This window comes from Pseudomonas sp. P1.8 (assembly GCF_001269805.1).
GTDB lineage: Bacteria > Pseudomonadota > Gammaproteobacteria > Pseudomonadales > Pseudomonadaceae > Aquipseudomonas.
In genome coordinates this window covers 159,928-182,710 of record NZ_LHVM01000013.1, presented here as the reverse complement: position 1 = coordinate 182,710, position 22,783 = coordinate 159,928, and the positions used below count along the sequence as shown (strand labels likewise).

Here is a 22,783-nt window from a genome sequence, read left to right as displayed (position 1 = left end):
CAGATGCTGGCGTATATTTTTCGGCGACTGTTGCTGATCATCCCCACCCTGTTCGGGATTCTGCTGATCAACTTTGTGATCATTCAGGCCGCCCCGGGCGGTCCGGTGGAGCAGATGATCGCCAAGCTCGAAGGCTTCGAAGGCGCCACCAGCCGCATTGCCGGTGGTGGTGCCGAAGTCTCGGTGGCCGGCTCCGCCTATCGCGGCGCCCAAGGCCTGGACCCGGCGCTGATCAAGGAAATCGAGCACATGTACGGCTTCGACAAATCGGCGCCGGAACGCCTGTGGATCATGGTCAAGAACTACGCGAGCCTGGATTTCGGCGACAGTTTCTTCCGCGACGCCAAGGTCATCGACCTGATCAAGGAAAAGATGCCCGTGTCGATTTCCCTCGGGCTGTGGAGCACGCTGATCATGTACCTGGTGTCGATCCCGCTGGGGATCGCCAAGGCCACGCGACACGGCAGCCACTTCGACGTCTGGACCAGTTCGGCGATCATCGTCGGTTATGCGATTCCAGCGTTCCTGTTCGCCATTTTGTTGATCGTGGTGTTCGCCGGTGGCAGTTACCTGGACTGGTTTCCCTTGCGCGGGCTGACCTCGAACAACTTCGATGAACTGAGCATGGGCGGCAAGATCCTCGATTACTTCTGGCACCTGGCACTGCCGGTCACCGCATTGGTCATCGGCAATTTCGCGACCATGACACTGCTGACCAAAAACAGCTTCCTCGACGAGATCAACAAGCAGTACGTCGTCACCGCCAAAGCCAAGGGTCTGACCAACCATCGCGTGCTGTACGGCCATGTGTTCCGCAACGCCATGCTGCTGGTGATCGCCGGGTTCCCGTCGGCGTTCATCGGCATCTTCTTCACCGGCTCGTTGCTGGTGGAGGTGATTTTCTCCCTCGACGGCCTCGGCCTGATGAGTTTCGAAGCGGCGATCAACCGCGATTATCCGGTGGTCTTCGGCACGCTGTTCATCTTCACTCTGCTGGGGCTGGTGGTGAAACTGATCGGCGACCTCACCTACACCTTTGTCGATCCGCGCATCGACTTCGAAAGCCGGGAGCATTGAGATGAACCTGTCCCCTCTCAATCGCCGACGCTTTGAACTGTTCAAGGCCAACAAGCGCGGCTGGTGGTCGCTGTGGCTGTTCTTGATCCTGTTCGGTGCCAGCCTCGGCGCCGAGCTGATCGCCAACGACAAGCCGCTGGTGGTGCACTACGACAACAATTGGTATTTCCCGGCGCTCAAGCGCTATCCGGAAACCACCTTCGGTGGCGAATTCCCACTGGAAGCCAACTACAAGAGCCCGTACATCCGCGAATTGCTCAAGGCCAAGGACGCCTGGGTGTTGTGGGCGCCGATTCCCTACAACTACCAGAGCATCAACTACGACCTGAAAGTCCCGGCGCCCGCACCGCCCTCGGCAGATAACCTGCTGGGCACCGACGACCAAGGCCGCGATGTGTTGGCCCGGGTGATTTATGGCTTCCGGATTTCGGTATTGTTCGCTCTGACATTGACTGTGTTCAGCTCGATCATCGGCGTCATCGCCGGGGCCTTGCAGGGCTTTTACGGCGGCTGGGTCGATCTGGCCGGGCAGCGCTTTCTGGAGATCTGGTCCGGCTTGCCCGTGCTCTATCTGCTGATCATCCTCGCCAGCTTCGTGCAACCGAACTTCTGGTGGCTGCTGGGGATCATGCTGCTGTTTTCCTGGATGAGCCTGGTGGACGTGGTGCGTGCCGAATTCCTGCGCGGACGCAACCTGGAATACGTGCGCGCCGCTCGCGCCCTGGGCATGCAGAACGGTGCGATCATGTTCCGCCACATCCTGCCCAATGCAATGGTTTCGACCATGACCTTCATGCCGTTCATCCTCACCGGTGCCATCGGTACGCTGACCGCCCTGGATTTCCTCGGTTTCGGTTTGCCGGCAGGTAGCCCGTCCCTGGGCGAACTGGTGGCCCAGGGCAAATCCAACCTGCAAGCGCCGTGGCTTGGCATCAGTGCCTTTGCGGTGCTGGCTGTGATGCTGAGTTTGCTGGTGTTCATCGGCGAGTCCGCTCGCGATGCCTTCGACCCGAGGAAGTGAAATGAATCAGGACAATCTGATCGAAGTGCGCGACCTTTCCGTCGAATTCGTCGTCGGCAAACGCTGTCAACGCGCGGTCGAAGGCGTGAGTTTCGACATCAAGCGTGGCGAAACCCTGGCGCTGGTGGGTGAAAGCGGCTCGGGCAAATCGGTGACCGCGCACTCGATCCTGCGCCTGCTGCCCTACCCGCTCGCCCGACATCCGTCCGGCACCATCGAATACGCCGGGCAGAACCTGCTGGGCCTGAACGAGAAAACCATCCGCCAAATTCGCGGCAACCGGATTGCGATGATCTTTCAAGAGCCGATGACCTCGCTCAATCCGTTGCATTCGATCGAGAAGCAGATCAACGAGGTGCTCGGCATCCACAAGGGTCTGACGGGAAAAGTGGCGACCAAACGCACTCTGGAGCTGCTGGAGATGGTCGGCATTCCCGAACCCCACAAGCGCCTCAAGGCCCTGCCCCACGAGTTGTCCGGTGGCCAGCGTCAGCGCGTGATGATCGCCATGGCCCTGGCCAACGAGCCGGAACTGCTGATCGCCGACGAGCCGACCACCGCGCTGGATGTGACCGTTCAGCTGAAAATCCTCGAACTGCTCAAGCAATTGCAGGCTCGCCTGGGCATGGCATTGCTGCTGATCAGCCACGATTTGAACCTTGTGCGAAGAATTGCGCATCGCGTATGTGTCATGCAGCGAGGTTGCATCGTCGAACAGGCATCGTGTGAAGAGTTGTTCCGCGCGCCGCAGCATCCGTACACTCGGGAACTGCTGGCAGCGGAACCCAGCGGCAAGCCTGCGACCAATATAATTGGCCCGCCGTTGCTGGCGGTCGAAGACCTGAAAGTCTGGTTTCCGATCAAGAAAGGCCTGTTCAAACGCACGGTGGATTACGTCAAGGCGGTCGATGGCATCAATTTCAGCCTGCCTCAAGGTCAGACCTTGGGGATTGTGGGAGAAAGCGGTTCCGGAAAATCGACCCTGGGTCTGGCGATTTTGCGGCTGATCGGCAGCAAAGGCGTCATTCGCTTTGAAGGCAAGCAGCTAGACTGCCTGACGCAGAACGAGGTTCGCCCGTTGCGTCGGGAGATGCAGGTGGTGTTCCAGGACCCGTTCGGCAGCCTGAGCCCGCGGATGTGCGTCAGCGACATCGTTGGCGAAGGCCTGCGGATTCACAAGATGGGCACCACAGAAGAACAGGAAGCGGCGATTATTGCGGCACTGAAGGAGGTAGGTCTGGATCCGGAAACCCGGCACCGCTACCCCCACGAATTTTCCGGCGGGCAACGGCAGAGAATCGCCATTGCCCGGGCATTGGTGTTAAAACCGGCGTTGATTTTGCTGGACGAGCCCACCTCGGCCCTCGACCGCACCGTACAACGCCAGGTGGTGGAGCTTCTGCGTTCACTGCAAACCAAGTACAACCTGACGTATCTGTTTATCAGCCATGACCTGGCTGTGGTGAAAGCGCTGAGCCACCAGCTGATGGTGGTCAAGCATGGCCAAGTGGTCGAACAGGGAGACGCGCAAAGTATTTTTGCCGCCCCCCAACATCCGTATACACAGCAGTTGCTGGAAGCCGCTTTCCTGGCACCAGCCACTGCGCAATAACCTGAAAAGAGGAGCAACACATGGGTTTTCTCGCCGGTAAGCGCGTACTGATCGTCGGTGTCGCCAGCAAGCTGTCCATCGCATCCGGCATCGCTGCCGCCATGCATCGCGAGGGCGCTGAGCTTGCCTTCACTTATCAGAACGACAAACTCAAGGGTCGTGTCGAAGAGTTCGCACAAGGCTGGGGCTCGAGCCCTGAGCTGTGCTTCCCGTGCGACGTGGCCAGCGATGCAGAAATCGCCAAGGTCTTCGAAGAGCTGAGCAAGAAGTGGGACGGCCTGGACTGCATCGTGCACTCCGTGGGCTTCGCTCCGGGCGACCAACTGGACGGCGACTTCACCGAAGCCACCACCCGTGAAGGTTTCCGCATCGCTCACGACATCAGCGCCTACAGCTTCGTGGCCCTGGCCAAGGCTGGCCGCGAAATGATGAAAGGCCGCAACGGCAGCCTGCTGACCCTGTCGTACCTGGGCGCCGAGCGCACCATGCCGAACTACAACGTAATGGGCATGGCCAAGGCTTCGCTGGAAGCCGGCGTCCGTTACCTGGCCGGATCCCTGGGCCCGGACGGTACCCGCGTCAACTGCGTATCGGCAGGTCCCATCCGCACCCTCGCCGCTTCCGGCATCAAGAACTTCCGCAAGATGCTGGCCGCGAACGAAGCTCAAACCCCGCTGCGTCGCAACGTCACTATCGACGAAGTCGGCAACGCCGGCGCCTTCCTGTGCTCGGACCTGGCGTCCGGCATCAGCGGTGAAATCATGTACGTGGACGGTGGTTTCAACACCACGGCCATGGGCAACATCGAAGAGTAATCTTCGGCTAGCCATATAAAAGAACCCGCCAATCCTGGCGGGTTTTTTTATCCCTGTGATTTCTTGAACGCTGTGAAATCCCTGCAGGAGCAAGCTTGCTCGCGATGATGTCAGCACATTCACCATCGGTCGTGGCTCAGACACCGCTATCGCGAGCAAGCTTGCTCCTACAGGGATTGTGTTTGATCGGCTATTGTTTTTTTATCAACTCAACCCATCGCCGAGCCCTACCCAATGCAACTATCCCCTTTCCACCTGGCCATCCCTGTCTACGACCTGGCCGCTGCGCGACACTTCTACGGCTCGGTATTCGGCCTGGAGGAAGGCCGGTCCAGCGACCATTGGGTCGACTTCAATTTTTTCGGCCATCAACTGGTGATTCACCTGGCACCGAAGAATGCGTCTCAGGAAGCCGCTCATACCAACGCCGTCGATGGCCATGACGTGCCGGTGCCGCACTTCGGCGTGGTCCTGGGGATGAAGGAATGGGAGGCGCTGGCCGAGCGGTTGAAATCGCTGGAAACTCGCTTCGTGATCGAGCCGGGGATTCGATTTCAAGGGTTGGTGGGCGAACAGGCGACGATGTTCCTGTTTGATCCGTGCGGCAATGCGCTGGAGTTCAAGGCGTTCAAGGATATTGGGCAGTTGTTTGCCAAATAGTCGGTGTCTGTAGCGACGCCATCGCGAGCAGGCTCGCTCCCACATTTGAAATGCGCCCCCCTGTAGGAGCCGGCTTGCCGGCGAAGAGGCAAGCCCAGACAACATCGCACTACAGGCCCATCACCCGCTCCGCCTCAGACAACAAATCCTCCACCGAACCATAAAGCGTCGGGTCGTACTCAACCTGCCCGACACTGAAGCGAATGTCATAACTGCGGCGCGCTGTGGCATTGCGTTCAGCCAGTATTTCGTCAATCCGCATCTTGATGGCTGCAATTTCCACCGCGCTGGAACCGGTCAACAATACGGCGAACCGGCCCCCCTGAATACGTCCGACAACGTCGTTTTCGCGAAAACCGATGCGCAGCACATCGGCGAAGGTCTTGAGTACATCATCGCCTTCGTGTCGACCATACAGGTAGATGATGTGCTTGAACTCATCAAGGGTGAAGTACAGCAGCGTTGCCGGAGTATCCAACTGCTCGCAGGCGTCGAGCCCGAGCTGGGCCAGCGCGATAAAGCCATGGCGATTGGACAGCAAGGTCAGCTCGTCCATGCTCGCCATTTGCACGCCCATCAACGCTTGCTCAGCCTGTCGCGCCAGGTAGCGCAGCCGTTCCCGTTCCTGTTGCGGCGTAAGCAACGGGTTCGCATATCGGCCGGTTTTTACCGGTTTGCCTGGAATTAACATCGTTGACTCCCGTGGCGGCTATGTAACTTAGAGTCGCCCATAACCGCATTGACTCCCTGTTTACGCGCCGCTGGTCAGCTTTCCGCAACCGGACACGGCCCACCCGCGTCTGCCCATTGCTTGAATTGCGTGACAAAAATGTCGTGGGGCACCGGCACTGGCGCCCGATTGCCACCCGGGTTCCAGCCCCACAGCACCAGTTTGTCGTCGCTGACATGCTTGATCAGGGCGGCGAAGTCCCTGTCGCCATTGCTGGAGCGGTCCTTGATCATCGCGCACAAGCGGTCCGGCGGCAGGCCGATCCAGGCCATGCGGTGGGTTGCCGGTGGCAGGCTCCAGTGCGGTGCGCCGGGTGGCGCATTGGGGCCGTAGCTGGCCGGTGGATTGCTTTGGGCATGGCACGTCGCGCAGGGCAATCCCGCCGAGCCCTTACCGTCCAGGCCGCGCACGACCTTCATGGCATGGGGCACGCCCGCATCGAATTGCAGCGGCGAATCCCCGGGAATGTGGCAATTCTGGCAACGCGGGCTCTGAAAGACTTTCTGTACGGTCTCGAACGCCTTCAAGGCTTCCCGGTCCTGGGCGAATACATGTGATGCGTAGGCTGCGAGACAGATCAGAACGACCGACCCGAGCACCCAATGATGTCGCCTCATCTCACACCCCCGACAATTGCAGCGGCAGTTCCCGCAAGCGTTGCCCGGTCAGGGCGAACACCGCATTCGCCACTGCCGGCGCCGTCGGTGGCACGCCAGCCTCACCGATGCCACCGGGCTTGTCGCTGCTGGGCACGATATGCACTTCGACCACCGGCATTTCGTTGAGTCGCAGCACTTGATAGTCGTGATAGTTGGACTGCTCCACCTGCCCGTTCTTCAGGGTCAACTTGCTGTGCAACGTGAAACCGAGGCCGAATGTGATGCACGATTCCATTTGCGCGGCGATGCTCTGCGGGTTCACCGCAATGCCGCAATCCACCGCGCACACCACGCGGTGCACGCGGATGGCCAGGTTGTCCTGGGACACCTCGGCCACCTGCGCTACGTAGCTGCCGAAGGACTCATGCACCGCCACACCCAGCGCATGACCGTCTGGCAACGGCGCCTTCCAGTTGGCTTTCTCCACGGCCAGGTTCAGCACGCCGAGATGACGAGGATGGTCCTTGAGCAACGTTCGTCGGTACTCGACCGGGTCCTTGCCCGCCGCTGTGGCCAGTTCGTCGATCAACGACTCCATGACAAACGCGGTATGGCTATGCCCCACCGAACGCAACCAAAGCACGTTGATGCCGGTGTTCGGCGAGTGCAGTTCAATTTGGTGATTGGCCAAGCCCTCGATGTAAGGGCTGTCGGCCACGCCTTCGACGGAGGTCTTGTCGATGCCGTCCTTGACCATGGTTGCTTCGAGTGAAGTACCGGCCATGATCGATTGCCCGACCATCACATGCCTCCAGGCCAATGGCAGGCCGTCTGCCCCCAGGCCAATGCGCGCATGGTGCAGGAATGCCGAGCGGTAATAACCGCCACGGATATCATCCTCCCGCGCCCACACGGTTTTCACCGGCCCACCCGCGGCCTTCGCGACGTACACCGCTTCGCTGACGAAATCCGAGGTCGGATTGGCCCGCCGTCCGAAACCGCCGCCTAAAAACTCGGTGCGGATCTCGACCTGCTCGGGTTTGAGCCCGGTGATTTTCCCCGCGATCATTTGGTCCAGCGTCTGGAACTGCGTACCGGTCCAGATTTCACATTTGTCCTTTGTGATGCGCACTGTGCAATTGAGTGGTTCCATTGGCGCATGGGCCAGGTACGGCACGCTGTATTCGGCATCGATGGTTTTCGTCGCTTTGGCCAACGCAGCCTTGGTATCGCCCGACTGCCCGGCATTCAAACCGGGTGTCGTGGCGAGTTTGCGGAAGGTTTCCAGCAATGTCTCACTGTTGAGTCCGGCGTTCGGCCCCGGCTCCCACTCGATTTTCAGCGCATCGCGCCCCAGTTTCGCCGCCCAATAGTGATCGGCAATCACCGCCACGCCGGTCGGCACTTGCACCACTTTGTGCACGCCAGGAATCGCCAGCGCATCGGCGCCTTCAAAGGATTTGACGCTGGCGCCGAACACCGGCGGACGGGCGACCATGGCGGTCATCAACCCGTCGAACTGCACGTCCATGCCGAATTTCGCGCGGCCGGTGATTTTCTCCGGTGTGTCCAGGCGCGGGGTGGGTTTACCAATGAGGCGCCAATCCTTCGATTGCTTGAGCTTGATCGACGCGGGATCCGGCACTGGAAGCTTACCCGCGTCATCGGCGAGTTCGCCGTACGTAGCGCGGTGTTCACCGGCAATGACCACGCCCGATTCGGTGTGAATTTCGGACGGCGCGACGTTGAACCGCTTGGCCGCCGCCTCGATCAACATCATTCGTGCGGCCGCCCCTGCCTGACGGTAGCGGTCGAACTCCATCCAGGTCGAGGTCGAACCACCAGTGATTTGCATCCCGCCAAACCCGGCCATACCGTAATCGGCGGCCGATGCCGGTGAATGCTCCACGCGGATTTTCGACCAGTCGGCATCCAGCTCTTCAGCGATCAGCATGGTCAGGCCAGTCCAGATGCCCTGGCCCATTTCCGAATGCCCGAGCAGTACCGTGACGCTGTTGTCATTGCCGATGCGCAGGAAGGCATTCGGCGCGAACACATTGCCCTGGTTCTCGGCGCCAAGGGCAAAACGATGGGCGCCGGGCATGACAAACGCGACCACCAGCCCCCCGCCGAGCACGGCACTGCCTTTGAGAAAACCACGACGCGAGACAGCGTTGATGTCGTTCATGATTCAGCCCCTCAACCCAGCTCGGACGCACGCTTGACCGCCGCACGTATCCTTGGATAAGTGCCGCAGCGGCAGATGTTGCCGGAGAGCGCCTGATCGATATCGTTGTCGTTCGGCTTGGGGATTTTCGCCAGCAAGGCTGCCGCCGACATGATCTGCCCGGACTGGCAGTAGCCACACTGAACCACGTCCAGCTCTGCCCAGGCTCGTTGCACCGGGTGCGAACCATCAGCAGAGAGTCCTTCGATGGTGAGGATTTTCTGGCCATGGGCCACGGCCGTGGCAGGGGTGATACAGGAACGCAGCGGCGCACCATCGACATGCACAGTGCAGGCTCCGCACTGGGCCATGCCACAACCGAATTTGGTGCCGGTGAGATGAGCGACGTCGCGCAGGACCCACAGCAGCGGCATGTCGGCGGGGACATCCAGCTCCTGATCCTGGCCATTGATGTTCAAGGTCAGCATGGCGCACTTCCTCAGACTCAAGGTGATCTGAAGGGGCGTCGCTGTGGCCTTGCAACACCTACGCGCGCCTCGGGTTATCCCTTTAGCTAAGCGCAATTTTTCCCGGTGACCTGATGCATCGACCACCGGTCACAAAAAAGCCGCCTCAATGGGCGGCTATGGACGCCTGATTTAGAGCCTCGGGCGCCACAGGATTGCGGCATAACGCCACACGAACAGGCCAAACGCCGTACACCAGAGCAGTGCCGACAGTGCCAGTCCATCGCTGGAGAATGCCACCAGCACAACCCGGCACACCCCGGCCGCCAGCAACAAGACAAAACCCGCCACGATCAGCCTGGACGGTTTCAACTCTCGCCCCGTATGACCAAGACTGACCCGCGCAATCATCGCCAGGATCAATCCGCCAATACCGCCCACCGCCAGCGCATGAGTGGCCAGGGTTTGCTGATCAAGTACACCGGCATGCCACAGCGCCATGGCCAGCGTTGCGGCCACAATCCAGGCATAGGCCAGATACAACGACCACAACAACGGCACCCGCCACAATCCCCGATCATGCCAGCGCCACAGCCGCAGCAAGTGCAGCACGCTGATCAGCCCAAACAACCCGGCCAGCCAAAGCCGGGGGACGTCATTCAAACCACCGGCAAACGAAACCGCCGCGAGCATGACGCCGACCATAAGCAATTTGCCGGGTAACGGATTCACCGCAGGCGCGGCAGGACGATTCAAGCCACGCTGGATGAAAAATGGAATCACACGACCGCCAATCACACTCATCAGCGCGCCGATCAACCACAATGCCGCCAACACTCCGTGCCGTTGCAGATTGGCGTCCTCCAGGGCGATCCCCGTCAGCGTCAATGCCTGACAGCCAGCCAGCAACGTGATCATCAGCAGGATCGGATAATTCTCGCGCTTGCGGGCAGCCACCAGATCTCGCCCAAGCACCCAGGCGAGCAGGGGCAGAAATGCAATTTCCAGCACGAACAATAGCGCCCAAGGCAGCGGCACAAACCACGCCACCCGCGCCAGCAGCCATATCAGCACCAGCCCGATCAGTGGCCAGCCATTGAGCCCTGGCCGTCCGGTCCAGTTCGGGACTGCGGTCAACAGAAATCCGGCAATGATCGCGCCAGCAAAACCGAAAGGCATTTCATGCCGATGCCAGGCAAGCATGCCGCCCACCGGCTGCAGACCGGTTAAATGGCCGTACAGCCAGGCGGCCCAGAGCGCCACGGCAATTGCCGCGAACCCCGCACCCGCCAGAAAGAATGGACGAAAGCCCAGACTGAACACAGGGGCGGTGGCCAACCGGCGCATCAAGCGGCCGCTCCGATTGCCCGTGCGTCAAGTCGATACTGCGACAGCAACCGCATCACATAACCGATTTTCAGCAAGGTCGGACCGAGGATGGTCATTGCATGCATCGACACCAGGGCCGGGATCGATAGCGCGCCGGCGTACAGATAAGCCCCGTAGATGCCAACCAGTAACATGGCCATGCCTACACCGAGCACTCGGCTGGACAGCTGCAATACATTCTGAGGGTTGCTGAAGAAATGGGACATTTTCCGGTACTCCTGAAGTCGTTCAGTTGTACGCTTGCTGCTTCACGATCCGTGCCATGTGAGCAGCCCTTGCAGATTGGGCCTTGCAGACACAAGAGGTCATTATGACCACCATCAAAATTAGTCTTTATGACTTCATACGTAGTCATTTAGACTGCACCAGACCTAAATCCACCTAAAAGCAAACCAATATCATTTGCACAGTGCATGGCCTTTTGCTTTAATCGCGATCCATTCTTATTTGCACAAGGGCGCGGATCGCCCACGGATATGCACTCACGATGACGGCTGCCGACATTTCCAGCGTCCAGAACCTCTACACCAGCCATCATCGCTGGTTGCACGAGCTGCTGCGCCGACGCCTGAACAACGCGTTCGATGCCGCCGACCTGGCCCACGACACCTTCATCCGCGTGCTCAAGCGCCCGCAGGTATTCGACGGCGAAACCCACGAGCGCTCTTACCTGGCGACCATCGCCCGTGGCTTGTGCATCGATCACTGGCGACGTCGACAACTGGAGCAGGTTTGGCTCGATACGTTGGCCGCGCAACCCCAGGCGGTGCAGGCATCGCCGGAGCAGCGGGCGATCATCGTCGAAACCCTGTATGAAGTGGACGCCATGCTGCAACGCCTGCCCCAGCGTGTGCGCGAGGCGTTCATTCTGGCGCAACTGCACGGGCTGCCTTACCGCGTCATCGCCGAGGAAATCGGCGTGTGCGAGCGCATGGTGAAAAAGTACCTGGCCCAGGCCTTGACGCACTGCGCGATCCTTGAGGCCGAACTCGACGGTCTGCTGATTCAATGAGCCGGACCGCCACCAGCGCCATCAGCCATGCCAGCCTTGAGCGCGCGGCGCACTGGTACGTGCAGCTCAATGATGAACAGGTCGACGAGCAGGACCGTCAGCTCTGGCAGGCCTGGCTGGCGCAAAGCGGTGAGCATCAGGCGGCCTGGCAGTATGTCGAGCGGGTTGGCCAGCGCTTTGCCGCGTTGCAGGACGATCATCAGCAAGCGGCCGGTCAAGTGTTGCGCAACGCCGCACGCACGCCAATCAGCCGTCGCCAGACCGTGAAGAGCCTGCTGATCCTGGCCTCGGGCGGTTTTTTGGGGTGGAGCGCCTGGAGGAAAAACGCCTTGCCGCTCACGCTCGCGCGCTGGAACGCCGACCTCTCCACCGGCACTGGCGAAACCCGCGAAACACAGCTCAGTGACGGCAGCCAGGTCTGGCTGAACGCTTTGAGCGCGCTGAATGTACGTTTCGATGCCACGCAACGCTTGCTGCTGTTACAGGCTGGGGAAGTGTTGATCGACACCGCCAAGGACAACTTGCGCCCGCTGCTGGTGCAAACCAACGAGGGTCGAATGCGTGCGCTGGGCACGCGTTTCAGCGTCCGGCAGGACGACCGGCAAACGCTGCTGAACGTCTACGAAGGCGCCGTCGAAGTCCGTACCCACCAAGGGTGGGTGCAGGTCGTCGAGGCCGGACGACAACTGTCCTTCAGCGAACACCACCTCCCTGCCCCGACCGCTGCCACGCCAAACCGTGAAGCCTGGCGTCGGGGACTATTGCTGGCGGACAACCTGCCACTGGGCCAGTTGCTCGAAGAACTGAGCCGCTACCGCGCCGGACATCTTGGCTGCGACCCGGCCGTTGCCGGGTTGCCGGTCATGGGTTCGTTCCCGCTCAAGGACACCGACCAGGCCTTGCGACTGCTGGAAGCGGCGTTGCCGATACGGGTGGAAAAGCCGTTGGACTGGTGGGTCAACGTTGCCCCAAAGGTTTGAAGCAGATTTTTTTCGTCGTGCCGGTGCCCTTTTGGGATTTTCACTCGGTTAACCCTTAAAGCCGTCAGATTGCCGGGAACTCCATGTCGCGCTTCACCCTTACTCGCCGCCCCTGCCCTTTGCACCTGTCGGTGCTGGCCCTGGCGTTCGGCTTGTCAGGGCTTGAAGCAACGACACTGCGGGCCGACACCCTTTCGAACAGTGAACTGGCGGGCGGGCATCAACGCCATTTCGCGATCCCTGCCGGCTCGCTGGTCAGCGCACTCAACCGTTTTGCCGAGCAGGCGGGCGTGTTTCTTGCCGGCCATAACGATCTTGCCGCCGGCAAACGCAGCCCCGGTCTGAACGGTGACTACAGCGAGCAGCAAGCGCTGTATCAAGTGCTGCAAGGCAGTGGCTTGCAAGCGCAGGCCCAAGGCCCGGGCGGCTACGTGTTGCGTGTCGCGCCTGCCGCAACAGGCACGCTGGAACTTGGCGCCACGAACATATCCGGACAAGCCTGCGGCCCGGCCAGCGAAGACACTCATTCCTACACCATCGGTTCGACCACTTCGGCTACCGGATTGCCCCTGTCCCTGCGCGAAACGCCGCAATCGGTCACGGTCATCACCCGTCAACTTCTGGACGACCAGGGCTCCACCAGCATCGCCGACGCACTGCGCCGCGTGCCCGGCATCAGCGTACAAAACTACGACAGCGAGCGCTGGGAGTTCTCCAGCCGCGGCCTGCCAATCACCAATTTCCAGTACGACGGCGTCAACACCGACTACGACGGTGTCTACGATTACGGCACCACCAGCACCGACATGGCGATCTTCGACCGTGTCGAAATCATCAAGGGCGCGACCGGCCTGATGACCGGCTCGGGGGATCCATCGGCGACGGTCAACCTGATCAGGAAGCGGCCGACCCAGGCGTTCAAAGCCTCGCTCAGCGCTGCCGCCGGATCCTGGGACAGTTACCGCAGCGAGGCAGATATCACCGGTCCGCTGAGCGAAAGCGGGAACCTGCGCGGACGATTTGTCGGGGTGTACCAGGACCGCAGCGCCTACGCCGACCACTACCAGAACACCAAGGACATCGCCTACGGCATTGTCGAAGCCGACCTGACACCGGATACGTTGCTGACATTGGGCATCGACCAACAGCACACCCGCTCCCGGGGCGCCAGCTGGACCGGTTTCCCGATGTACAACAGCGATGGTTCGCGTACTGATTTCTCGCGCTCGTTCAACCCGGCAACGGACTGGAGCCGTCGTGACTTCAACAACCAGACACTCTTCACTTCGGTCGATCAGCAACTGGCCCACGACTGGGCCCTCAAAGTCAGTTACGACCGCAAGCATCGCCAGCACGACACCTTCCTCGCCTCCGCCAGCGGCGGCAATCCGGACCCGGTCACCGGCGACGGCATGTTCATGTACATGGGCAAGTTCGAAGGCGATCAGGTCCAGGACAATATCGACATCAACCTGAACGGCCCTTTCACTCTGTTGGGCCGCGAACATCAACTGATCGCAGGCTTCATGTCGATGAACACTCGCCAGGACATCCCGGTCTACGGCTCGGTTTATCCACCCGTGGGCGGCAGTATTTTCGACTGGCACGGCGAGTTCCCGAAACCGGACATTCCACGGGTGGGCGACAATGACATCGAGCAGCGCCAGACGGGCGTCTACCTGGCCGCCCGGCTCAAGCCCAGCGATGACCTGGCGCTGATCCTCGGCACGCGGGTCAGTGATTTCAAAGGCCACGATGATCTGGACTATAGCGACCCGGACACCGCCGACATCCGTGACAGCTATCGTCAGACTGGCGTGGTCACGCCCTACGCCGGGCTGGTCTACGACCTCGACGAGACTTACTCGCTGTACACCAGCTACACCAGCATCTATCAGCCGCAAATGAGCAAGGACGCCCATCGGCAACTGCTCGACCCGGTGCAGGGCAAGAGTTACGAGGGCGGAATCAAGGCCGAGTACTTCGGCGGTCGCCTGAATGCCAGGTTTGCGGTCTATCGCATCGAACAGGACAACATCGCCGAGTACGTCAGCGGCGTCGACGCCGAGTCGGTTTACCGTGCCGTGCAGGGCGCGACGACCAAGGGCTTTGAAGTCGAACTGGCGGGGGAAGTGAGCGAAGGCTGGAACCTCTCGGCCGGCTACACCTACAACCATACCCGCGATGCCCAGGGCGATTTCATTTACGGTTCGATCCTGCAAACCACTACGCCGGAGCAAATGGTGCGGCTGTTCAGCACCTATCGCCTGCCGGGCCGGTGGAGCGCGCTGACGCTCGGTGGCGGCGTGAACTGGCAGAGCGAGTTCTTCGGCAACGTGTTCCAGCCCAACCCCGCCGACAGCGTCAACGTCGGCCAGGACTCGACCATCACCCAGCACAGCTACGCGCTGGTGGACGTGATGGCGCGCTATCGGTTCAACGAGCACCTGAGCACCACATTGAACGTGAAGAATCTGTTCGACAAAACCTACTACACCGGGCTGGGCAACTTTGGCACCGGCTTCTACGGAGAACCTCGCTCGCTGCAACTGGCCACCCAATGGCAATTCTGACCACGGGTCGATCTACGGTACTGCCGAACGGGCTCAGGCTGGCTACGCTTTAAATCCAGCCTGCATAACCTGCCGAGGAGTGCCTGCCATGCAACGCCTACAAAAACTCACACCCTGCCTGTGGTTCGACGATCAGGCCGAAGACGCCGCGAAATTCTATTGTTCGATCTTCGATCACTCGAAAATCACTGGCCTTACCTACTACGGCCACGCCGGGTTCGAGTTCCACGGCCGCCCCGAAGGCTCGGTCATGACGGTCAGCTTCGAACTCGACGGTCAAAGCTTTACCGGGCTCAATGGTGGACCGCTGTTCAAGTTCAGCGAAGCCATTTCATTCCAGGTCAATTGCCAGACGCAGGAAGAAGTCGACCATTACTGGGGCAATCTGTCGGCCGGGGGCGTACCTGAGGCGCAGCAATGCGGCTGGCTCAAAGACAAATTCGGGCTGTCGTGGCAGATCGTGCCCATCGCGATGATGGACATGATCAAAGACCCCGACACAAAAAAATCCCAGCGCGCCATGGCCGCGATGATGGAAATGAAAAAACTCGACATCGCGGCGTTGCAACGAGCCTTTGACGGCGAGAGCTAATACACTCAGGCCCCTGACCTGCCGAGAACCGAGCATGAAACACACCGTCGCCAAAGACGCTGACAAGGCCCCACGCTTCTGGCGCGATGATGCCTTGCCTTTCATCGAAGCCCGATCGATCGCCGACGGGCGCGAGGTCTGCTACACCCGGCACTCCCACGAGCACTTTTCCATCGGTGCGATCACCGCAGGCAGCAGCACCTACATCCATGAGCAGTCGGAATTTGCGGTCAGCATCGGCACAGTCGTGCTGATGAACCCGGATGATGTCCACGCCTGCAATCCCATCGATGACCAGCCGTGGTCCTACGTGATGCTGTACGTCGATACGCCGTGGCTGACCGACTTGCAGCATCAACTCGGGTTCAGTGACGACTTGGCGTTTCGTCGGTTTTCGGTCACTCATACGCGCGATGCCCGTCTGTTTGCCGGCCTCAACGATTTGTATGAGGTGCTGGTCGATCCGCAGCAGGACGTCTTGCGCAAACAGAGCCTGGCGGTGGAGTTCTTCAGCGAGGTGCAATTGCAGCTAAATCCGGTGGCCCAACCGCTGCGTGAACCCAATTTCAAGCTGGAACGCGCCGCCGAGTACATCCGCGACAATTGCACGCACATGCTCAAGCTCGAAGACATTTGCACAGCGGCACAACTGTCACCGTCCTACCTGATCCGGGCGTTCAAACAACACTTCGGCATGACGCCTCACGCTTTCCTGGTCAACCGCCGCATCCAGTTCGCCCAGGACCAACTGCGCAGCGGCAAACTGATCGCCGACGTGGCCCTGGAAGCGGGGTTTGCCGATCAGGCGCATTTTCAGCGGGCGTTTAAACAGCATTTGGCGGCTACGCCGGGGCAGTATCGGGGGTGAGCCCCCTGTTCAGGGCAACACCAGATACACCGCACTCCCCACCAACAACCCCGCCATCACCCGGTTGAACAAGCGCATCCCCGCCGGATTGTTCAAATACCCGCGCAGAAACGTCCCGGCATACACCCAGCAACCGACCGACAAATAACAGATCACCAGGTACACCGCCGCGAACTGCCACACCAGCCGCGCTTCACCGTCGGCAACAAACGCGCCCATGCCGGCCACACAGGCCAGCCAGGCTTTCGGGTTGAGCCATTGCATGACGGCGCCGTACAACATCGACGGGGCTCGCGCCGACTCCCTGGCCTCCACCTGCCCATTGTCGGCGGCGAGTTTGCAGGCCATGTACAGCAAAAATGCCACGCCCGCCCACTGCACCACTTGTGTCAGCGCCGGCCATAACTGCAACAGCTCGTGCAGCCCCAGGCCCATCAACACCAACAACAAGACAAACCCCAGCGTCGCCCCGGCCACATGCCGCTGGCTCGCCCTGAAGCCAAACCGTGCCCCGGAGCTCAACGCCACAATGTTCACCGGCCCCGGCGTGATTGAAGCGACCAACGCAAACGCCGCCATCGATATCATCAGACTCATCACACACCTTCTTCCATTGAGTTGAACCAGGCGTGAAGGTAAAGACCTGCCGCAACCCCGTATTGAAGAAAAATGCCCTGCGGCGGATTAATCCGAAAAATCTACGCGTACAGGCTGACGATCCGCTTCACCTTCACCAACGCCTCGCGCAGCGAGTTCATGTCCACCGAACCCAGCGCCAGACGTATCGCGTGGGGCACGTGGGTCGTGATCGCAAAGGGTTCGGCTGGCGAAACCGACACCTGCTCACGCATCAATGCCATGGCCACCTGATCGGCCCGAGCGTCTTCGGACAACGGCAACCAGATGAAATACGAAGAGGGATGGCTGATGCAGTTGAGCCCTTGCAGGACTTCGCGGGCCAAGGCTTGCCGGGCCTGCGCATCGGCGCGTTTTTGCGCCTCCAGTTGTCTGACGGTGCCGTCGTCGAGCCAGGCAGTGACGATGGCGGTCATCACACCTGGGGTGTTCCAGGTGGTCGCCATGATCGTACGCTCGAACGCCGGCATCCATTTGGCGGGCGCCGCCACGAATCCGACGCGCAATCCGGTGGCGACATTTTTCGATAGACCGGACACGTACACCGTCCGTTCGGGCGCCATCTCGGCCAAGGGAGGTGGGGCGTTTTCGGCGAGGAACGCGTAAGCGGCGTCCTCGATAATCAACAGGTCATGCTGGCGCGCAATCGCCACTAAATGCTCGCGTTGATCGGCGCCCATCACCCAGCCCAACGGATTATGCAGGGTGGGAATCGAGTAGACCGCCCGAACCGATCGGCTCTGACAGAGTTTTACCAGCGCCGATAAATCCGGCCCATTGTCGGTGACTGGAATGGGCAAGACTTCGAGGTGCAGGGTTTCGGCCAGAGTCTTGAAACCGGGATAGGTCAACGCATCGGCGGCAATCACGTCGCCGGGCTTGAGCAACGCCATCATCGTCACCGCCAGGCCGTGCTGCGCGCCGCTGACGATCAGCACCTGCTCGGCCGGCACGTTCACCCCTCGCTCCATCAGATGTCGCGCAACCGAGGCTCGCTCGTGCAGGCGACCCGCATGGGGCTGGTAGCGCAAAAGGGATTCAAGGTCACCGGACAACGCCAACTGACGCAGGGCATTTCGCAACAAATCAGCCTGGCCCGGTAATGATGGGTAATTGAAGTTGAGGTCAATCATCCCCGCCGCCACCACTGACTGCGAAATGCCCTGACCAGGCGGCAGCGATGTCTCCCGGACGAAGGTTCCGCGCCCGGTTTCGCCGCTGACCAGCCCCATGCCTTCAAGTTCTGCATACACCCGGCTGGCAGTCACCAGCGCCAGGCCGTGCTCTGTGGCCAGTTGACGGTGAGTTGGCAGGCGTGTGCCGGGTGCCAGACGCCCCGAACGGATGTCGGCGGCAAAGGCATCCACCAGGGTTTTATAGCGTGATCGCGGCATGGGGAGATGTATCCATGACAATTTTTTGATTGTATCGGGAGTCGATCATACGATGGATTACATGCAATCAAAACACTGAGCGAGCACGAAATGGAACGGACTTCGGAACTGCAAAAACACCGATCGGACAACGCCACCCGCGGCTGGATCAATGGCCTGATCGGTGTGGTGATCTTCAGCGGTTCGTTGCCGGCGACCCGGGTGGCGGTGCTCGAATTCGACCCGGTGTTCCTGACCGTTGCCCGCGCCACTATCGCCGCCATCCTGGCGCTGTGTTTGTTGTGGCTGTTCAAGGAGAAACGTCCAGCTCGCGATCAGCTCGTGCCCCTGACCATTGTCGCCTTGGGCGTGGTGATCGGCTTTCCCCTGCTGACCGCACTGGCGCTGCAATACGTGACATCCGCACACTCCATCGTCTTTGTCGGCCTGCTGCCGCTGGCGACGGCGGTGTTCGGCGTGTTACGCGGTGGCGAGCGGCCACGGCCGGCGTTCTGGATTTTCTCGGTACTGGGCAGTTTGCTGGTGGTGGGATTTGCCCTGTCCCAAGGGCTGACCGCCTCACCCGAGGGCGACCTCTTGATGTTGTTGGCGATCCTGGCGTGCGGTCTGGGTTATGCCGAAGGTGCAAAGCTGTCCCGCACCCTCGGTGGCTGGCAGGTGATTTGCTGGGCACTGGTGTTGTCGTTGCCGTTGGTGGCGGTGCTGACCTGGATGCGCATGCCCGCGTCGTTCAGCGGCATCAGCACGCCGGCCTGGTTCAGCCTGGGTTACGTGTCGCTGTTCAGTATGTTGATCGGATTCGTGTTCTGGTATCGCGGGCTCGCTCAAGGCGGAATCGCGGCCGTCGGGCAACTGCAACTGTTGCAGCCGTTCTTTGGCCTGACACTGGCCGCCACTTTACTGCACGAACAGGTCAGCATCGGCATGCTGGGCGTCACCGTGGCGGTGATCCTGTGTGTCGTCGGCGCGAAGAAATTCGCCAAATAGGCGTTGTACGGTGGTTTGCGCCCATGACTGTATCGGTCAAGCCAGCGCCGGGCTGTGATAAAAATACGGCGATTGCTTCAGGAGCCACCGATGGACATCGCCACCCTCACCCTGTTTCTGCCCGCCTGCTTCGCCCTCAACATGGCGCCAGGCCCGAACAACTTGCTGTCGGTCAGCAATTCGACCCGCTACGGCTACCGCACGGCGTGTGTGGCCGGCATCGGGCGGTTGCTGGCATTTGCCGGGATGATCGCTCTCGCCTCGGCCGGCCTGGCGGTCGTGCTGCAAACCTCCGAGCTGTTGTTCTACGCGATCAAGATTCTCGGCGCGGCGTACCTGTTCTACCTTGCCTGGCAATTGTGGCGCGCCGATCCCGGCGTTGAAAGCGTGGTGACCAGCGCCCCCGTGGGTACGCTGGCATTGGCCCGGCAGGAATTCCTGGTGGCGGCCGGCAATCCCAAGGCGATCCTGATTTTCACGGCGTTTCTGCCGCAGTTCGTCGATTCGACCCAGGCCATCGCGCCGCAATTTTTCGTGTTGGGCGCGTTGTTTCTGATGCTGGAATGGATTGCCATCGGCGCCTACGCCTACATGGGCCTGCACATGCGTCGCTGGTTCGCCAAGCCGTCGGGCAAGCGGATGTTCAATCGCTGCTGTGCGGGGTTGTTGTCGGCGGCGGCTTCGGTGTTGCTGATGGCGCGACGTACCTGAAGTAACCCTGTAACTGTAGGAGCGAGCCTGCTCGCGATGGCGTCAGGTCAGTCACTGCAATAGCGAATGATATGACGCCATCGCGAGCAGGCTCGCTCCTGCAGGGCAATTGCGCTGCCTCGCGAAATTCCCTGTCGATTTTCCGGTGGAGGCAGCACGTGACGCGTTCTATGCTGCGCCCATGAACCTACAAACCACGCAGCTTCCACCCCATGCCGAGATGGTCCGCGCCATGCTCGAACGAGACACCGCCTACGAGGGGGTGTTCTTTACGGCGGTCAGGACCACCGGCATTTTCTGCCGCCCCGGTTGCACCGCACGCAGCCCGAAACCAGAGAATGTCGAGTTCTTTGCCAACGCCGACGACTGCCTCTCGGCCGGCTATCGCGCTTGCCTGCGTTGCAAACCGTTGGATGCTGCTGCCATCGCCCCCGACTGGGTGCAGAGGTTGCTCACATCGGTGGACGCCGATCCCGAGCTGCGCTGGACCGATGCCCAGTTGCAAGCCCAAGGCATCGAACCGCTGAAACTGCGCCGCTGGTTCAAGCAGCATTTCGGCATGACCTTTCACGCCTGGCTGCGCACCCGACGCCTGGGCATGGCACTGGGCGGGATCAAACAAGGCGATTCCATCGACAGCGCCGCGTTCGATTCAGGCTACGAATCCCTGAGCGGTTTTCGCGACGCGTTCCAGAAATCCTTTCACACCACGCCGGGGCGTGCCGCCCACAGCGAGCCCTTGCTGTTCACGCGACTGACCACGCCGCTGGGGCCAATGATCGCCATGGCCGAACGTCGTGGACTGGTGCTGCTGGAGTTTCTCGATCGCCCCGCCCTCACCCGTGAAATCGAAGCCCTGCAGCTCCACCATGGCTACGCCGTGGCCCCGGGGCACAACGCGCATTTGCAACAGATAGAGGAACAACTGGCGGCGTACTTCGCCGGCAAACTCACCGAATTCAGCGTGCCCTTGCACATGCCCGGCACCGAGTTTTTCCGGCAAGTCTGGGCCGAACTGGCGAAAATCCCTTACGGACAGACCACCACCTACGGTGCCATCGCGGCGATTCTCGGCAAACCCGGCGCCAGTCGCGCGGTGGGCCTGGCCAACGGGCACAACCGGCTGTCGATTGTGGTGCCCTGCCACCGGGTGATTGGCGCCGACGGTTCGTTGACCGGTTACGGCGGCGGCCAACCGCGCAAGGCGTGCTTGCTCAGGCTGGAAAACGCGAAGACGCAGATGACCCGTCAATTGGCGTTCTGATCGTTTTGCTCAAGAAGGATTCGATGACCAGGCACGACCTCTACTCCCCCGCCAGTGAATTCCTGGCGGCCCTCGATGACGACTGGCGCCGCCATATCGACGCCATCGGTCCGTGCCTGCATCAACCGCATCCGGCGCGTGATCCTTACGAATCGCTGGTCCGGGCGATTGCCTACCAGCAACTGCACACCAAGGCCGGGGACGCGATTGTCGGGCGATTGGTGGCGTTGTTTGGCACCGGCGCTTTTCCACGACCGCAACAGCTTGTCGCCACAGGCTTCGATCCATTGCGCGGTTGCGGTTTTTCCGCCAGCAAGATTGCAACCATTCAGGGCATCGCCCAAGCGGCGCTGGACGGCATCGTTCCCGACTACGCCTCGGCGCTGGCGATGGACGATGAAGCCTTGATCGAACGCCTGGTCACCCTGCGCGGCGTGGGGCGCTGGACGGTCGAAATGCTGCTGATCTACAGCCTCGAACGGCCGGACATTCTGCCCGCGGATGACTTCGGCGTACGCGAGGGTTATCGGCGGCTCAAAGGGCTGGAGGTGCAGCCGACGCGCAAGCAGATGATCGAGATCGGCCTGGCGTGGAGTCCGTATCGGACAGTGGCGGCGTGGTATCTGTGGCGGGTACCCAACCGGTAGACCGCGTGATGGTTCATCGCTGGCAAGCCAGCGAAGGGGCCAGCCCATTCACCACAAATCCGCCTGCCTATCACCGGCTCTTATGGTCGATGACACCACCCACATCCCGGCGCATGTTGATGCCTCAAACGGAGGGATTCGTCATGCTCAACACACTCAAACAGATCAACTCGACCTCAGCCTTCAACCGCTGGGCCGGCTTTGAAGTCACCCGCGCCGAAAGCGGTGAAGCCGAGCTCACCCTGGCATTTCGGCAAGAAGACATGGCGCAATACGCCGGTTTCCTGCATGCCGGGCTGATTGGCGCGATGCTCGATACCGCCTGCGGATTCGCCGCCGGGACGGTCGCCGGCAACGTGCTGGCGTCGCACTTCTCGGTCAATTGCCTTTCGCCTGCGGTCGGTGAAGTGTTCATCGCCCGGGGACGCGTGGTGAAGGGCGGCAAGAAGCAGGTGTTCGCCCGGGCCGAGTTGTTCGCGCAAACCGGCGATCAGTTGAAACTGGTGGCGACCGGCGACGCGATTCTGGTGCCCGTCGAATAACCCTGACGGTCTAGGCTGTCTTGAGTACGTTCAAGACCGC

At 60.8% G+C, this 22,783-nt stretch carries 23 protein-coding genes; 15 read left to right on the top strand and 8 right to left on the bottom strand.

Annotated elements, in window-relative coordinates; translation table 11 throughout:
• The first annotated feature begins 3 nt into the window (after positions 1 to 3).
• The 5 genes from AD668_RS11735 to AD668_RS11715 all read left to right on the top strand — a co-directional run bounded on the left by AD668_RS11735 (position 4) and on the right by AD668_RS11715 (position 5,185).
• Positions 4 to 1,077 (top strand): microcin C ABC transporter permease YejB, encoded by a 1,074-nt coding sequence (locus tag AD668_RS11735; RefSeq protein ID WP_034146535.1) that lies wholly within the window; start codon positions 4 to 6, stop codon positions 1,075 to 1,077.
• A 1-nt stretch (position 1,078) separates the two neighbouring features.
• A complete protein-coding gene (locus AD668_RS11730; RefSeq protein WP_053158758.1) occupies positions 1,079 to 2,098 on the top strand; it encodes an ABC transporter permease in 1,020 nt (339 codons plus the stop codon).
• A gap of 1 nt (position 2,099) precedes the next feature.
• The gene (locus AD668_RS11725; protein ID WP_053158755.1) at positions 2,100 to 3,710 is read left to right on the top strand and encodes an ABC transporter ATP-binding protein; all 1,611 of its coding nucleotides are present in this window, start codon (positions 2,100 to 2,102) and stop codon (positions 3,708 to 3,710) included.
• Positions 3,711 to 3,730: 20 nt separating this feature from the next.
• Positions 3,731 to 4,525, top strand: coding sequence for an enoyl-ACP reductase FabI (gene fabI / locus AD668_RS11720; RefSeq protein WP_034146538.1), 795 nt, complete (start codon positions 3,731 to 3,733; stop codon positions 4,523 to 4,525).
• A gap of 234 nt (positions 4,526 to 4,759) precedes the next feature.
• Positions 4,760 to 5,185 carry a VOC family protein gene (locus AD668_RS11715; RefSeq protein WP_053158752.1) on the top strand — a complete coding sequence of 142 codons (426 nt, stop codon included), beginning with the start codon at positions 4,760 to 4,762 and terminating at the stop codon, positions 5,183 to 5,185.
• A gap of 109 nt (positions 5,186 to 5,294) precedes the next feature.
• Here AD668_RS11715 and AD668_RS11710 read toward each other — a convergent pair whose 3' ends face one another.
• From AD668_RS11710 to AD668_RS11685, 6 genes are all read right to left on the bottom strand, one after another.
• Positions 5,295 to 5,876 carry a GGDEF domain-containing protein gene (locus AD668_RS11710; RefSeq protein ID WP_053158749.1) on the bottom strand — a complete coding sequence of 194 codons (582 nt, stop codon included), beginning with the start codon at positions 5,874 to 5,876 and terminating at the stop codon, positions 5,295 to 5,297.
• A 74-nt stretch (positions 5,877 to 5,950) separates the two neighbouring features.
• Positions 5,951 to 6,532: a hypothetical protein gene (locus AD668_RS11705; RefSeq protein ID WP_053158746.1), complete on the bottom strand. Its 582-nt coding sequence runs from the start codon at positions 6,530 to 6,532 to the stop codon at positions 5,951 to 5,953.
• A 1-nt stretch (position 6,533) separates the two neighbouring features.
• The gene (locus tag AD668_RS11700) at positions 6,534 to 8,702 is read right to left on the bottom strand and encodes a xanthine dehydrogenase family protein molybdopterin-binding subunit (protein WP_053158744.1); all 2,169 of its coding nucleotides are present in this window, start codon (positions 8,700 to 8,702) and stop codon (positions 6,534 to 6,536) included.
• 11 nt (positions 8,703 to 8,713) lie between these two features.
• Positions 8,714 to 9,169, bottom strand: coding sequence for a (2Fe-2S)-binding protein (locus AD668_RS11695; RefSeq protein ID WP_053158741.1), 456 nt, complete (start codon positions 9,167 to 9,169; stop codon positions 8,714 to 8,716).
• 171 nt (positions 9,170 to 9,340) lie between these two features.
• Positions 9,341 to 10,495, bottom strand: a complete 1,155-nt coding sequence (locus tag AD668_RS11690; RefSeq protein WP_053158738.1) for an NnrS family protein — start codon at positions 10,493 to 10,495, stop codon at positions 9,341 to 9,343.
• A complete protein-coding gene (locus tag AD668_RS11685) occupies positions 10,495 to 10,743 on the bottom strand; it encodes a hypothetical protein (protein ID WP_053158735.1) in 249 nt (82 codons plus the stop codon). The genes AD668_RS11690 and AD668_RS11685 overlap by 1 nt, the downstream gene beginning before the upstream one ends.
• A gap of 281 nt (positions 10,744 to 11,024) precedes the next feature.
• On the opposite strand from AD668_RS11685, the gene AD668_RS11680 reads away from it, so the two are divergent.
• The 5 genes from AD668_RS11680 (at position 11,025) to AD668_RS11660 (ending at position 16,562) form a co-directional block, all read left to right on the top strand.
• Complete coding sequence (locus AD668_RS11680) at positions 11,025 to 11,549, top strand: sigma-70 family RNA polymerase sigma factor (RefSeq protein WP_053158732.1); 525 nt, start codon at positions 11,025 to 11,027, stop codon at positions 11,547 to 11,549.
• Entirely contained in the window at positions 11,546 to 12,529 is a 984-nt protein-coding gene (locus AD668_RS11675; protein WP_053158729.1) for a FecR domain-containing protein, read from the top strand. The genes AD668_RS11680 and AD668_RS11675 overlap by 4 nt, the downstream gene beginning before the upstream one ends.
• A gap of 83 nt (positions 12,530 to 12,612) precedes the next feature.
• Positions 12,613 to 15,102: a TonB-dependent receptor gene (locus AD668_RS11670; protein ID WP_053158727.1), complete on the top strand. Its 2,490-nt coding sequence runs from the start codon at positions 12,613 to 12,615 to the stop codon at positions 15,100 to 15,102.
• 88 nt (positions 15,103 to 15,190) lie between these two features.
• Positions 15,191 to 15,694, top strand: a complete 504-nt coding sequence (locus AD668_RS11665) for a VOC family protein (protein ID WP_053158724.1) — start codon at positions 15,191 to 15,193, stop codon at positions 15,692 to 15,694.
• Positions 15,695 to 15,728: 34 nt separating this feature from the next.
• Positions 15,729 to 16,562: an AraC family transcriptional regulator gene (locus tag AD668_RS11660; RefSeq protein WP_053158722.1), complete on the top strand. Its 834-nt coding sequence runs from the start codon at positions 15,729 to 15,731 to the stop codon at positions 16,560 to 16,562.
• A gap of 9 nt (positions 16,563 to 16,571) precedes the next feature.
• Here the strand turns inward: AD668_RS11660 and AD668_RS11655 are convergent, their stop codons facing one another.
• Together AD668_RS11655 and AD668_RS11650 are read right to left on the bottom strand one after the other, a co-directional pair.
• Positions 16,572 to 17,159 carry a LysE family translocator gene (locus AD668_RS11655; protein ID WP_053158719.1) on the bottom strand — a complete coding sequence of 196 codons (588 nt, stop codon included), beginning with the start codon at positions 17,157 to 17,159 and terminating at the stop codon, positions 16,572 to 16,574.
• A 101-nt stretch (positions 17,160 to 17,260) separates the two neighbouring features.
• Positions 17,261 to 18,592, bottom strand: a complete 1,332-nt coding sequence (locus AD668_RS11650; RefSeq protein WP_053158716.1) for a PLP-dependent aminotransferase family protein — start codon at positions 18,590 to 18,592, stop codon at positions 17,261 to 17,263.
• Positions 18,593 to 18,682: 90 nt separating this feature from the next.
• Here AD668_RS11650 and AD668_RS11645 point away from each other — a divergent pair, with 90 nt between their 5' ends.
• The 5 genes from AD668_RS11645 (at position 18,683) to AD668_RS11625 (ending at position 22,743) form a co-directional block, all read left to right on the top strand.
• Entirely contained in the window at positions 18,683 to 19,579 is an 897-nt protein-coding gene (locus AD668_RS11645; protein WP_053158713.1) for a DMT family transporter, read from the top strand.
• Between the two features lie 90 nt (positions 19,580 to 19,669).
• Entirely contained in the window at positions 19,670 to 20,290 is a 621-nt protein-coding gene (locus AD668_RS11640) for a LysE family translocator (RefSeq protein ID WP_053158710.1), read from the top strand.
• A 181-nt stretch (positions 20,291 to 20,471) separates the two neighbouring features.
• Positions 20,472 to 21,554 (top strand): bifunctional transcriptional activator/DNA repair enzyme AdaA, encoded by a 1,083-nt coding sequence (locus AD668_RS11635; protein ID WP_053158707.1) that lies wholly within the window; start codon positions 20,472 to 20,474, stop codon positions 21,552 to 21,554.
• 23 nt (positions 21,555 to 21,577) lie between these two features.
• Complete coding sequence (locus AD668_RS11630; protein ID WP_053158704.1) at positions 21,578 to 22,201, top strand: DNA-3-methyladenine glycosylase; 624 nt, start codon at positions 21,578 to 21,580, stop codon at positions 22,199 to 22,201.
• A 143-nt stretch (positions 22,202 to 22,344) separates the two neighbouring features.
• Positions 22,345 to 22,743 (top strand): PaaI family thioesterase, encoded by a 399-nt coding sequence (locus AD668_RS11625; protein ID WP_053158701.1) that lies wholly within the window; start codon positions 22,345 to 22,347, stop codon positions 22,741 to 22,743.
• Positions 22,744 to 22,783: the final 40 nt, after the last annotated feature.